The sequence below is a fragment of the Pseudomonas citronellolis genome (assembly GCF_029335315.1).
GTDB lineage: Bacteria > Pseudomonadota > Gammaproteobacteria > Pseudomonadales > Pseudomonadaceae > Pseudomonas > Pseudomonas citronellolis_A.
In genome coordinates this window covers 1-12,117 of sequence record NZ_JARJLT010000078.1, presented here as the reverse complement: position 1 = coordinate 12,117, position 12,117 = coordinate 1, and the positions used below count along the sequence as shown (strand labels likewise).

Sequence of the window (12,117 nt, the reverse complement as noted above, 5' to 3'; positions counted from 1 at the left end):
GGGTATGGGGTGATTACAGGTTGCCGAGCAGCGGCGGCATCGGGCAGTCGAGGATGTCGGCCACTGCGCGCATCAGCTCCGCCTCGGCGACGCTGACCCGGCCGTCGCACTCGACGCAGCGGGCCATGGCCTTGAGCAACTGCGGCTTCTGCAGCGGGCGCAGTTGCACCAGGCGCCGCAGCGCCACTTCCAGCTCGCGCAGGCTGCCGCCTTGCGGGCGTTCGCGCGGGGCGAAGGGCAGGCCGGCCCAGGCCTGGGCGAAGGCCTGCTCGGCGTGCAGGGCGTCGCCGCTGTCGACCCCTGCGAGGAACGCCAGCAGGCTGGCGGCCTCGTCGCCCAACTCGGCCAGCGGCAGGTTGCCGATGCGCGCGGGGCCCGGGCGCAGGTTGCGCTCGACGATGCGCAGCAGCGTCCACTCCAGCGGCTTCACCTTGCGGTCGGCCTTGATCAGCAGCGCCATGTTGCCGCGCAGGGCTTCGTACTGCCCGTCATCCAGCTGCTTCAGCGCCGGCATGGCCAGGTCCAGCAGCGGCAGGCGCTGGCCGGGGTCGAGGGCGCGCAGGCGTTCTTCCAGCAGGTCGAACTGGAAGGCCACGTCGAGCCCCAGGCGCGGCTTGAGCAGCTGCAGCTGTTGCTCGCGGGCGCCGTTCTCGGTGTCCAGCAGCAGGCCATAGACCAGCGCCTCGGCGCCGTCGATGCGGTGCGCCGCGACCTGCAGGCCGTCGTCCAGCTGGCGCAGGGTCTGCCGGGCCGCTTCCAGGTGCGCCTCGGCCGGCTCGCCGATGGCTTCCACCGCCGCCAGCGCGGCGCCCGAGGGGTAGCCGCGCAGCGCGGCGTTCCAGGTCTCGCGGTCCACCAGCGGGGTGTCCAGGCGCGGCTCGACCTTCGGGTAGCGGCCATCCCAGCCCGGCTGCAGGCGGCGGATGCGCGACTCCAGCGGCGGGTGGGTGGCGAAGCCGAACCAGTGGCTGGCCAGGCCGTCGCTGAAATACAGGTGGCTGAATTCGGCACGGTTCAGCGCGGCGAGCATCGAGCCGTAGCCGCCGACCTTCTTCAGCGCGCCGGCGATGCTCTCCGGGTTGCGGGTGAACTGCACGGCCGAAGCGTCGGCCAGGTATTCGCGCTGGCGGTTCACCGCGGCCTTGATCAGGCTGCCGAAGAAGGTGCCGACCGAACCCAGCAGCCACAGGCAGAGTCCGGCGATGAAGGCCACCGCGATGAGCGACAGGGCCGAGCCGGAACTACTGTCGTTGCCACTGTTGCTGCGTTGCACGCGAACCCGCGAGGCGTCGCTGGCCGAGCCGCTTTCCCACAGGCCGCGGACCATGGTTTCGCCGATCAGGCCGAGCAGCAGGATGCCGTGCAGCAGCGCCACCAGGCGGGTGTTCAGGCGCATGTCGCCGTGGTGGATGTGGCTGAACTCGTGGGCGATCACCCCTTGCAGCTCGTCGCGGCTGAGCAGGCCGATGGTGCCACGGGTGACGCCGATCACCGCGTCGCGCGGGGTCAGGCCGGCGGCGAAGGCGTTGATGCCGTTGTCCTCCAGCAGGTACACCGGCGGCACCGGGGTGCCCGAGGCGATGGCCATTTCCTCGACCACGTTGAGCACCCGGCGCTCCTCGGCGTCGCGGGCGTCCAGGCTGATCAGCCGGCCGCCCAGGCGTTCGGCCACGGTGCGGCCGCCCAGGCGCAGCTGGCGCTGCTTGTACCAGGCGCCGACGACCACCACGCCGACCACCACCACGGCCACCCAGCCATACAGCTCGGCGTCCGGCAGGCGCTGCGGCGAGGTCCAGTGGGTGCCGGGCTCGCCCAGGTGGCGCCAGAGCCAGCCGAGCACCAGGCTGGTGAGGCTCACCAGGCAGGCCACGGCCAGGGCCAGGAGCAGGATCAGCCGGCCGGTCTGGCGGCGGGCGCGGTCCTGGTGCTGGAAGAAATTCATGCCGGCCCGCCCTTAGAAGCTGACCTTGGGCGCGTCCTGGATCTGCTGGCTGTCGGCGAACTCCAGCTGCGCGACGTCGGCCTTGTGGCCGAAGTTCGCCGCCATCAGCACCGCCGGGAACGACAGGCGATAGGCGTTGTACTCCATCACCGCGTCGTTGTAGGCCTGGCGGGCGAAGGCGACCTTGTTCTCGGTGCTGCTCAGCTCCTCGGTGAGCTGCTGCAGGTTCTGCGAGGCCTTGAGGTCCGGGTAGGCCTCCAGGGTCGCGTTGAAGCGCCCCAGCGCGCCACCGAGGGCGCCCTCGGCGCTGGCCAGCTGGGCCATGCCGGCGGCGGCGCCGGGCTGCGCGGCGGCGGCCTTGAGCCCGGCCACAGCGCCGTTGCGCGCGGCGATCACGGCTTCCAGGGTCTCGCGTTCGTGCTTGAGGTAGGCCTTGGCGGTTTCCACCAGGTTGGGGATCAGGTCGTAGCGCCGCTTGAGCTGCACCTCGATCTGCGCGAAGGCGTTCTTGTAGCGTGCGCGCAGGCTCACCAGGCGGTTGTAGATGGCGATGGCGCCGAAGAACAGCAGGGCGAGGACGAGCAGGGTCACCAGGGAAGAAACCGACATGGGAGATCCTTTTCTGTGGTCGGAAAGTGGCGCCGATGATAGCGGAAAGCCCCCGATGGGCCAGTAGCCAGTTCACGCCGGCGACGGCTCGGGTTCTGCCACGTGCTGTGACAACCGCGCCCTTGACGCTCCGCCGCCGGCTCTGGTCAGATGCGCGCCGTTCCAGGTGTCCCATGCCGCCGTGCATGGGGTGAAACGGGAAGCCGGTGCGTCGCCTTCAGGCGATCAGTCCGGCGCTGCCCCCGCAACGGTAAGCGAGCGGGGCGTCCATCAGGCCACTGTGCTTCGGCATGGGAAGGCGGGCGCTCCACGACCCTCGCGAGCCCGGAGACCGGCCTGGAACTCTGTTGGCAAACCCGCGGTGGGCGGGCGTGAGCCGGATTCCGGTCGCGCTCGCGCCGGGACTCGCTGCGCCGCCTGCGAAATTCCCATTTCGAGGCGATCACCTTGCATTCTCCCAATCTCCACGCCGTCTCCCGGCGCGCGCCCTGGCTGGCCGGGCTGCTGCTGAGTTCCGGGCTTAGCCCGTGCCTGAGCGCCGAACCCCTGGGCCTGCGCGACGAAATCGTCAGTGCGCCCTCGGTGGAATCCACCACCGTGGCCGACATGGCCCGCTACGGCAGCAAGCTCGAGGTCATCGAGCGCGAACAGATCGAACGCGCCGGCCCCAGCGCCGACCTCACCCGCGTGCTGCAGATGTACGTGCCGGGCCTGTTCGTGGCGCCGAAGAACGGCCCCTTCGACTACGGCACCTACTCGCTGCTCGGCGGGCGCAACGACGACACCCTGATCCTGCTGGACGGCGTGCGCCTGAACAACCGCCTGTACGGCGGCCTCTACCTGGACAGCCTGCCGACCACCGCGGTGGAGCGCATCGAGGTGCTCAAGGGCGGCCAGGGCCTGCTATTCGGCACCCAGGCGGTATCCGGGGTGATCAACATCGTCACCCGCCGCGCGCAGAGCCGCGAGGCTTCCGGCGAGGTCAACCTGGGCCTGGACAGCTTCCGGGGCCGCGACGCCGACGCGCGGGTGGAGCGGGTGGTCAGCAACGGCCTGGGCGACCTCGGCCTGCTGGCCTACGTCAGCCACAACCGCTCCGACGGCTACCAGCCGTACCGCGACCGCGACATGACCGCCACGGTCAGCGACAAGCGCCGCTCCTACGACGTCAACGTGTTCGGCGCCAAGGCCATCCAGGCCTTCGGCGACGCCTCGCGGCTGGAGCTGTTCTACCAGTACAGCGATGCCGACCTCGACTTCGCCCGCCCGGCGGACAACCATCACACCAGCAACGACCGCGTCCAGCAGATCGCCACGGCGACCTTCGAACAGCGCCTGAACGACGACTTCAGCTGGTTCGCCAAGGCCCACCTGAACGACTGGGACACGCGTTACACGCGCATCTACAACGTCGCGGGCGGCGGCACCCGCACGCTCAACCACGACGACTACTGGGGCTTCACCGACTGGGGCGCGCAACTGGAGGGCAAGGCGCGCCTGGGCGGCGGCCACGAGCTGGTCTTCGGCAGCGACAACCAGTGGTACAAGGGCCAGGACGACGTCCTCATCATCGACAACGACCAGGCCGAGTCCCACGCCCTCTACGCCCAACTGCGCCCGCAGGTGGACGCGCTGCCGAACTGGCACCCGAGCCTGGGCCTGCGCCGCGAGGAAATGGCCGGCGGCGAGGGCGCCACCGTGTGGATGCTCACCTCGCTCTACGACCTCAGCGACCAGCTCAAGCTGCGCGGCCAGCTGGGCACCGCCTTCAAGCTGCCCAACGCCGAGCAACTGTTCGTCAACGAGCCGGGCGACGAAATCGGCAACCGCGACCTCAAGCCGGAGCGCAGCCGCAACGCCGAGCTGGGCCTGGACTACAGCGGCGCGCTGTTCGGCCAGCCGTGGAGCGGCAGCGTGACGCTGTTCCGCCGCGAGATCACCGACCTGATCACCCTGGCCGGCGACCAGTGGGTCAACGGCGACGGCGAGATCGAGGTGCGCGGCGTCGAGGCCAACGGCCAGTGGCAGCTGGGCGAGCGCTGGCAACTCGCCGCCGACGCCACGCGCAACCTGGTGGACACCCGCGAGGGCGTCACCGTCAACAACATTCCGCAGTTCTTCGCCCGCAGCCGCCTGGGCTACGACCAGGGCCCGTGGGGCTTCGGCGTGGCGCTGCGCTACGTCGGCTCCATCGTCAGCCCGCAGGGCGACGACTACGGCCACTACACGGTGCTCGACGGCGACGCCTTCCACTACCTCGACGGCGCCCGGCGCCAGCGCCTGAGCCTGCTGCTGGAGAACCTGCTGGACCGCGACTACGCCACCAGCCGCACCAGCAACGGCCTGCGCCAGGTCGACAACCTCGGCCGCCCGCGCACCGCCGAGCTGCGCTACACCTTCAGCTTCTGAGGTGGCCATGGAGCAGGCAGTGTTGTTCGTCGGGCCCCTCGCCGGAGCCCAGGGCGAGGCCTTCCGCACCGAGCTGGAGGCGTTGCGCGGCGCCGTGCAACTGGCCGACACCAGCGACGGTTTCGACAGCCTGTGGCCGGCCGTCCGCGCCCACCTGCGGGCGGGGCGGGCGCTGTTGCTGGTGGACCTGGAGCCGAGCAGCGACGGCGCCTACCTCGACTGGCTGCGTGGCGAGGTCGCGCAGCTGGCCGCCGCCTTCCCGCAGGCGCCGCCGCCCCAGGTGACCGCCGCGGCGCTGGGCCGTCGCGGGCTGGACGCCCGGCTGGTCAGCGCGGCCCTCGACGATGGCCGCCAGCGCCTGGAATGCCGCGCGCTCGGCCCGGTGCCGGAGCAGCCGGACTGGTCGGCGCCACCGCCGCACCGGCGCCAGGTCTTCCTCTGCACCGGCCCGCGCTGCGTGCGGCGCGGGGCGTTGCCGTTATGGAAGACGCTGCGCCGCGAGCTGGCGCGGCGCGAGCTGATCGAGACCGCCGAGGGCGTGTTGCTGACCCGCACCGGCTGCCAGTTCCCGTGCAATCGCGGGCCGCTGCTGACGGTCTACCCGGACCGCTGCTGGTATGGCGTGCGTGACGAAGCCCAGGTGCTACGCGTCGTGGAAGGGCACCTGCAAGGCGGCGAGCCGGTCGCCGAGCTGCTCATCGAGGGGGCGCCATGAAGTCCGTCGTGCTGCTGCTCGGTTTGCTGTTGGCGGACTCGACCCTGGCCGCCGAGGACTACCGCAACTGCGGCCGCGACTGGCGGCTGGAGCGAACACCGCAACGCATCCTGGCGCTCAACCAGCACGCCGCCGACCTGCTGCTGGAACTGGGCGCCGGGCAACGGCTGGCGGGCGTGGCCTATCTGGACGATCCGGGGCCGCAGCTGCAGGGCGACCGCTATCGCGGCGTGCCGGTGGTGTCGGCACGCTATCCCTCCAGCGAGCTGCTCTACGCGCTGCGCCCGGACCTGGTGGTGGGCGGCTTCGCCAGCGCCTTCGACCCCGGGCGCGGGCGCGCCGCGCTGGCCGCCGCCGGGATCGCCGGCTACCTGCTGGAGGGGGCGTGCGCGCAAGGGTCGGGGGATGGCTTCGGCAGCGTGCGCGACGACTTGCGCACCCTGGGCCGGCTGCTCGGCGTCGAGGCGCGCGCCCAGGCGCTGATCGACGCCCAGCAGGCCGACCTGCGCGCGGCGGCCGCCAGGGCCGATGGCCGCGCGCCGCTGCGGGTGTTCTACCTCGACAGCAGCGACACCGGCCTGGCCAGCCAGGGTGGGCGCGGCTTCGTCAGCGAGCTGCTGCGCGCCGCCGGGGCGCGCAACCTGTTCGAGTCGGTGGCATTGCGCGGCTATCTGGCCAGCCCCGAGACGCTGCTCGCGGGCGACCCGGATGTGATCCTGCTGGCCGACGCGCGTTGGTCGCCGGCGGCGGAAAAGGTCCGCTACCTGCGCGCGCACCCGCTGCTCTCGCGGCTGCGCGCGGTGCGCGAAGGGCGCTTCGTGAGGCTGCCGTTCAGCCAGTTGGTGCCGGGCGTGGAAAGCGGCCGCGCGGCGCGCGAGCTGGCCGCGGCCCTGTACCCATGAACCCGCTCAGAAGCGCACATCGACCACCACGCTGTCGCTATAGCTGCCGGCCGGCGGCGTGGGCTGGTCGGGGAGGATTTCCGCGCGGAAGTCGAAGCCCTGGTAGGTGAGCCCGTCGAGGCCGCCGGGGTTCAGTTCGGCGCTGCTGGCGGGGCGCCTTTGGCTGCCCGCCGAGCCCCAGCGATCGTTGCCGCTGGTCGACTTGTACAGCTCGTAGGCCAGGCGGTCGCCGCCGCTGGCCATGTGCCGCTGGCCGCCGCTGGCGTTAGCGCCGTCGCTCAGGCCGACGTCGTAGTCCGTGCCCTTGGAGCAGCGCACCTGGATGCGTTGCTGCACCGGGCGGAAGCCGGCGACCAGGGGCGCGCTACCGAAGTCGATGGCAGGCGCGCTGAGCTGGCAATCGCGGCTGACCTGCACCGTCAGTTGCAGGCTGGTGAGTACGCCGGTGCCCCAGTCGGTCGGCGCCGAGGTGCAGAGTTCGGCGATGCAGCCGCCGCTCACCCCGGGCGTGATGTCCCAGCCGGGGAGGTAGCAGGCGCCGAGTACGCGGCCGGCTACGCAGATGCGCCAGTGCCAGCGCAGCTGGAGGCTGGCGCTGTAGGTGCCGGGCGCTACGTTGGCCGGGTTCAGGCGGGCGTACAGGGGGAACTGCGAGACGTCCGGCGTGCCGTCGGGAAACGGGAAGCGGGAATAGTCGTAGAGCAGGCCCTGTTGCAGGCGCAGGCTCAGGCCCGCGTCGCCGTACAGCTCGAAGGGGATGGCGTCGCCCGTGGTGGCGTTGCGCAGCACACCGCCGTTGAGGTTCTCCGGACGCAGGCGTATCCAGTTCTCGCGGATCGGATAGCCCTTGAGGCCACACCAGGCGCCGCCGGAGAGCTGCCTGGCCGTGGCGCCGTTGGCGATGCTCATCGAGCCGTGGGTACCGAAGCTCGCGGCGCCGGGGTTGGTCCTGCATTGCTCGGTCACGGTATGGGCCAGGCCGGTGAGCGGCGCCAGGGCCAGGAGGGACAGCAGGTAGCGCGGTATGGTCATGGTCGACTCCGGGGTTCAGCGGCAGGGCAATGGGCCCAGCAGCACCAGTTCGGTGGCCTGTGGGTCGAGTTCGAAGCGGACGCCGCAGGTGCCGCCGTCGGGCAGGGTGACGTTCAGGCTGTTGTGCGCCTGCAACTGCTCCAGGTAGACCAGCCCGTCCCAGCCCACGAGCACCGGCGCGCCACCGTTGACCCTGGCCTGTGCGCCGAGCGGCAGCGGCTGGCCGTGGCGGTCGTGCAGCAGCAGGCTCGCGGAAAGCACCCGGTGCACCGGGAAACGCAGCAGGTAGCCGCTGCCGGCGCGCACCGCGACGCGCTGCTCCACCAGTGGCGCCACGACGTTGGAGGCCAGGCCCAGCGGATCGATCTCGTACTTGCCGGGGTAGTAGGCGCTGCTCCAGGGCACCAGCAGGTGGCCGTCGGCGTTGGTGTGGCCGACCAACTGGTTTTCGTAGCGCACCGGAACGCCAGCCTGGCCATCGGTGCTGACCAGCACGAAGGCGTCGTGCACCCGGTTGGCGGGGAACAGCGCGCCATCCATCCAGGCCAGCGATCCGCTGGCGTCGGCCCAGCGGGTCTGCTCCCGCGCGCTGCCATAGACGCCGCCCTGGAGCAGCAGGCGGTCGCCTCGCCAACTCAGCGCGGCCTGGCGCCAGTCGTCGGCGCCGCCGTTGTCGACGTAGCCGAGGTTCCAGCCGAAGCCGCCTTCGCTGGGCGCCGACGCGCTGTAGTCGACGCGTTGGCTGCCGCGCCCGCTGGCATTGCGCTCGACACCGAGGCTGAGGGTGCCGCGCAGGTCGAACGGCACCGCCAGTTGCACGACGCTGCTCCACCGGCCACTGCCCAGCTCGCGATTGGCGGACAGGTAGAGGCTGGCGCCGCCCCACAGCGAGCGGCTCCAGGACAGATTGAGCAGGCGCGTGCGACTGCCGTCACCGCTTTCCACCTCGAAGTAGCCGGTGCCCAGGCTGCCCCAGTCATCCAGGGCCAGGCTGGCGGTGGCCTGGGTGCTGCGTCGGGAAGGCGCGTAGCGTCGCCTTCGCTCGTCGGCTTCGCCCGGTGTTCCGCGCCACCGGCGTTCCTGGGCGAGGTGCGCCAGGTCGCGGTAGTCGGCGTCGCGCTGGCTGCGCTGCGCGGAGAGGCTGAGGCGGCGCGCGCTGTACTGGTAGCCGAAGCTGAACTGCCGCCCGCCGTCGCCGTCCAGGCGACCATGGCTGGCGGCGGCGTTGAGCACGCCCAGGGTGCCCAGCCGCAGTACGCCGCCGACGCCGCCCATGGCGAGGCCGGCGGCGCCCTCGGCCTGGGCCTGCAGGGTGAAGTAGTCGCTCAGGCCGTGGCGCAGCGAAGCGCTGGCGGCGCCTGCGCCGTAGGCGAAATCGTCCTCGCCGTAGCCCTGGCGCAGGCTGCCCAGGCTGAAGGCGAAATCGCTGAGGCCGGGGCGCAGCAGGTCGCTGCTGACGTAGAAGGGCACGCTGGTGGAGACCTGGCGGCCGAGGGCGTCGGTGGTCTGCAGTACCGCCTGGCCGGCGCCGCTGATGTAGGGCAGGCCGCCAATGCTGAAAGGACCGGGCTGCAGCGGGTAGCTGCTGTTGCGGTAGCCGTCGATGAACAGGTCCAGGGTGCTGGGCAGCGCCGCCTCGCCGGAGAAGCGTGGCAGCGGATAGGTGACGATGTCGGGGCGGATGGCGAAATCGCGGGACAACTGTACGCCGCCCAGGCGCACGGGCGTTGCCCAGGACTGCGTGCGGCTGACCAGGTCGCCGATTTCGTAGGTCAGGGCGCGTTCTTCGTCGGTGTAGCGCCAGCCGCTGTCGTAGCGCAGGTAGCGGCTGCGCTGTGCCGAACCGCCGAAGGGGCGCTGGTAGACGCCGCTGTGGCTGAACACGCCGAAGTCGCCGAACAGGCGCAGGTCGGTCCAGGCCGAGTGGATGCCCTGGCCATGCCGCGGGGCGCTGGCGTACATCTGGTAGTCGAGCAGGGCGCCGAAGCTGCTGCGGGCCGGCATGCGGGTGCGTGGCGCGGCGTGTTGCAGGTGCTGTTGCGGCAGCCAGTGCGCCGGCACCTGCAGCAGCAGGCGCTGGTTGGCGACGTCGTAGCGCATTTCGACTTCCGCCAGCTCGGCGAGGTCGAGCGGACCCTCGCGCGTCACCGGCAGGCCGAGGGCGCGCAGGTCGGCCGCGTCCACGCGGAACCGCCCCTGGTGTCGGTCCACGGCCACCACCAGGCCGCTCGGCCGCAGGTTCACCAGCACCTCCAGGTACAGCCGGGCGTCCTCGGCCCGTGCGCTCGTTTCCGGCGGGAGCGGGGGCGGCAACGCCGCCGATGGGGACTCGCCGTCGAGCAGGGCCAGGCCGACGAGAACGGCACGGTAGTGGTTCAGCCGAGTCATGGCGCGGATCAGCGGGGGGCGGCGGAGATTTCGCCGCGCTGGCCGTTGATCTCCGCCCACAGGCGTTCGCCACCGGCCAACGGATGCTGCAACGGCCAGCGCAGGTGGCCGCCGGGGAGCACGTAGCCGAGCAGGCCTTCGTTCATGCTCAGGCGGGTGTCGCCGCGCTTGAAGGCCACCCGCGTCAGGCGGGCGTGGTGCGCCCCATGGTTGCTGATTTCCAGGTAGGCCTTGCCGCCGGTCTCGACCTGGCGCCAGCTCAGCTCAGGCTGGGGCGCCGTGGACGGCAGGCCGGGGCCGGCGAGGAACAGCGGCACCGAATAGCGCATCCGGAAGCGGATGCCGCTGCCGTCGCCGACCACCGCGTCGTCCTGCGGGGTGGGCACTTCGTCGATGAGGATGCGGTAGGCGTGCTCCCTGCCTGCGGCACTCGGCGCCAGGCGGGTCAGGCGCACCAGCTGGCGGGCGCCCGGTTCGACACGGACTATCGGCGGGCTGCCGACCACCTCGTGCTGCGCCTGGTAGTGTTCTTCGCCGTCGCGCTGGCTCCAGGCGAAGATGCGCACCTGCAGCAGCGCGTTCCCGCTGCCGCGGTTCTCCAGCCAGAGGGCGGTGGCACGCTGGTCGGGTTCCAGGCGTGGGTCGATCGGCCAGATCAGGATGGAACTATCGGCCAGCGCCGTGGCGGGCAGCGTCGCGAGCGGGGCGAGAAGAAACGCGAGAAGAAGGGCAAGAGGCATCGGGGGACCCTGGCTCGCTCACCATGACAGGGTCACGGTGAGCACGTCCTGGTAACGCCCGGCGGCCTGGCTGCCGGACAGATGGAGAATGGCGTTGATCGGCAACCGGATGGCGCCGGCGGCGCTGTGGTCGACGGGCACGCTGGTGCCGACGGGGATTTCCTGGCTGAACCCGGCGTCGCGGTACAGGCGATAGGCAAGCCGAGCCTGGCCGGAGCCCAGGTGGCGCCGGCCGCCGTCGAAGTGTCGGCCGCCGTCCACCGTCATGCGCAGGTCCACGCCCGGCGTGCAATCGAGGGTGATCGCGTCGTTGGGCAGAAGCCGGGCGCTGACCCTGCCGCTGGTGCCGGTGGCGTGCCGGCCGAAGTCGAGGCGGCCGAAGTCGTCGCCATTGCCCGCGGCCGCCTGGTTGACCAGGCAGCCCCGGGTGACACTGGCGGAGACGCGGAAACCGGCCTGGGTCGCGGGGTAGGCTTGCTGCACGCCGGCCAGGGCGAGTAGCAATAGCGCGACCATCGAGTTGCTGCGCGGTACGGCGCGACGTCGCGGCCGGCGGGCGGGCGCTGGCATGGGCTGGCCGCCGGGTCAGAATTCCAGGGTGACCGTCAGGGTGTCCCTGTAGGTGCCGCTGGGCATCGCTCTGGCGTTGGGGGCGATGGTGCCGTAAATCGGCACGTCGACGGGCATGCCATCGGCGGGGACGGCGAATTCGTAGGCCTGGTTGGGCAGATATGCCTGGGTGTAGCCGGGGTCCACGTACAGCGCGTAGGGGATGCGCTCGCCATTGCCGTTTTCCAGCGTTCGGTCATTGCGCAGGCCGCCGTCGACCTGGACGTCGAAAGCGCCGATGCCGGGGTCGCAGGTCACCTGCAGGGTGCTGTCGCGCTCACCGAGCAGTTGGGCGCTCAGCGCGTTGTCCCAGGTCGGTCCGGCGCGGCCGAAGTCCAGCCAGCCGAACTGGTTGCTCACGCCGTTCGAGGTGCTGCCCTGGGTCACCTGGCAGCCGCTGGCGATTTCGAGGGAAACCTCCACCTGGCCGCTGATCGCCGCCTGCGCCTGACCCAGAGGCAAGGCGAGCAGAGCGGCGAGGGCATACGCGGATCGATTACGGGACATTTTCCTGATCTCCTGATAGGCGGGCTGCGGATTCTCCACAGCCGCGCCCACGGAGATCGAGACGAAAACGGGCGGGCGACGGTGGGCGGTTTCCGCAGTGAATGAGGGACCGGGATGTCGGCGTAGGCGCCTGGGGAAAATCCGGGTTTGTCCAGGCGGTGGTCGGGGAGGGGCGCGCGCGCGAGCGGGGGAGGCGGGCGTCGTGGCCCGCCGCGGGGTGTGCCGGACACAAACGCGAACGGGCTCCCTGGGGAGCCCGTTCTG

10 protein-coding genes and 1 riboswitch are annotated in these 12,117 nt (G+C 71.3%); of the genes, 3 read left to right on the top strand and 7 right to left on the bottom strand.

Annotated elements, in window-relative coordinates; translation table 11 throughout:
* Window positions 1–13: 13 nt before the first annotated feature.
* Both P3W75_RS06805 and P3W75_RS06800 read right to left on the bottom strand, forming a co-directional pair.
* A complete protein-coding gene (locus P3W75_RS06805) occupies window positions 14–1,942 on the bottom strand; it encodes a M48 family metallopeptidase (RefSeq protein ID WP_276226602.1) in 1,929 nt (642 codons plus the stop codon).
* Window positions 1,943–1,954: 12 nt separating this feature from the next.
* Window positions 1,955–2,551, bottom strand: a complete 597-nt coding sequence (locus P3W75_RS06800; RefSeq protein ID WP_276226601.1) for a LemA family protein — start codon at window positions 2,549–2,551, stop codon at window positions 1,955–1,957.
* Between the two features lie 147 nt (window positions 2,552–2,698).
* Window positions 2,699–2,905: riboswitch (cobalamin riboswitch) on the top strand.
* A 93-nt stretch (window positions 2,906–2,998) separates the two neighbouring features.
* Between P3W75_RS06800 and P3W75_RS06795 the strand changes: the two genes are divergently transcribed.
* Genes P3W75_RS06795 through P3W75_RS06785 form a run of 3 tightly spaced genes read left to right on the top strand, consistent with a single transcriptional unit; the run spans window position 2,999 to window position 6,577 of the window.
* Window positions 2,999–4,960, top strand: a complete 1,962-nt coding sequence (locus P3W75_RS06795) for a TonB-dependent receptor plug domain-containing protein (protein WP_430765346.1) — start codon at window positions 2,999–3,001, stop codon at window positions 4,958–4,960.
* Between the two features lie 19 nt (window positions 4,961–4,979).
* The gene (locus tag P3W75_RS06790) at window positions 4,980–5,675 is read left to right on the top strand and encodes a (2Fe-2S) ferredoxin domain-containing protein (RefSeq protein WP_276226600.1); all 696 of its coding nucleotides are present in this window, start codon (window positions 4,980–4,982) and stop codon (window positions 5,673–5,675) included.
* Entirely contained in the window at window positions 5,672–6,577 is a 906-nt protein-coding gene (locus P3W75_RS06785) for an ABC transporter substrate-binding protein (RefSeq protein WP_276226599.1), read from the top strand. Before P3W75_RS06790 ends, P3W75_RS06785 begins: the two co-directional genes overlap by 4 nt.
* A gap of 6 nt (window positions 6,578–6,583) precedes the next feature.
* Here the strand turns inward: P3W75_RS06785 and P3W75_RS06780 are convergent, their stop codons facing one another.
* Genes P3W75_RS06780 through P3W75_RS06760 form a run of 5 tightly spaced genes read right to left on the bottom strand, consistent with a single transcriptional unit; the run spans window position 6,584 to window position 11,853 of the window.
* Window positions 6,584–7,609 (bottom strand): Csu type fimbrial protein, encoded by a 1,026-nt coding sequence (locus P3W75_RS06780; protein WP_276226598.1) that lies wholly within the window; start codon window positions 7,607–7,609, stop codon window positions 6,584–6,586.
* 15 nt (window positions 7,610–7,624) lie between these two features.
* Entirely contained in the window at window positions 7,625–9,997 is a 2,373-nt protein-coding gene (locus tag P3W75_RS06775) for a fimbria/pilus outer membrane usher protein (RefSeq protein WP_276226597.1), read from the bottom strand.
* Between the two features lie 8 nt (window positions 9,998–10,005).
* Entirely contained in the window at window positions 10,006–10,737 is a 732-nt protein-coding gene (locus P3W75_RS06770) for a fimbrial biogenesis chaperone (protein WP_276226596.1), read from the bottom strand.
* Window positions 10,738–10,755: 18 nt separating this feature from the next.
* On the bottom strand, window positions 10,756–11,307 hold the full coding sequence (locus P3W75_RS06765; protein WP_276226595.1) for a Csu type fimbrial protein: 552 nt from the start codon (window positions 11,305–11,307) through the stop codon (window positions 10,756–10,758).
* Window positions 11,308–11,322: 15 nt separating this feature from the next.
* Complete coding sequence (locus P3W75_RS06760) at window positions 11,323–11,853, bottom strand: Csu type fimbrial protein (protein ID WP_276226594.1); 531 nt, start codon at window positions 11,851–11,853, stop codon at window positions 11,323–11,325.
* Between the last annotated feature and the right edge of the window lie 264 nt (window positions 11,854–12,117).

Coding starts and splice junctions, on each gene's coding strand:
- P3W75_RS06805 (WP_276226602.1), bottom strand. CDS start 1,942: ATGAATTTCTTCCAGCACCAGGACCGCGCCCGCCGCCAGACCGGCCGG.
- P3W75_RS06800 (WP_276226601.1), bottom strand. CDS start 2,551: ATGTCGGTTTCTTCCCTGGTGACCCTGCTCGTCCTCGCCCTGCTGTTC.
- P3W75_RS06785 (WP_276226599.1), top strand. CDS start 5,672: ATGAAGTCCGTCGTGCTGCTGCTCGGTTTGCTGTTGGCGGACTCGACC.
- P3W75_RS06780 (WP_276226598.1), bottom strand. CDS start 7,609: ATGACCATACCGCGCTACCTGCTGTCCCTCCTGGCCCTGGCGCCGCTC.
- P3W75_RS06775 (WP_276226597.1), bottom strand. CDS start 9,997: ATGACTCGGCTGAACCACTACCGTGCCGTTCTCGTCGGCCTGGCCCTG.
- P3W75_RS06770 (WP_276226596.1), bottom strand. CDS start 10,737: ATGCCTCTTGCCCTTCTTCTCGCGTTTCTTCTCGCCCCGCTCGCGACG.
- P3W75_RS06765 (WP_276226595.1), bottom strand. CDS start 11,307: ATGCCAGCGCCCGCCCGCCGGCCGCGACGTCGCGCCGTACCGCGCAGC.
- P3W75_RS06760 (WP_276226594.1), bottom strand. CDS start 11,853: ATGTCCCGTAATCGATCCGCGTATGCCCTCGCCGCTCTGCTCGCCTTG.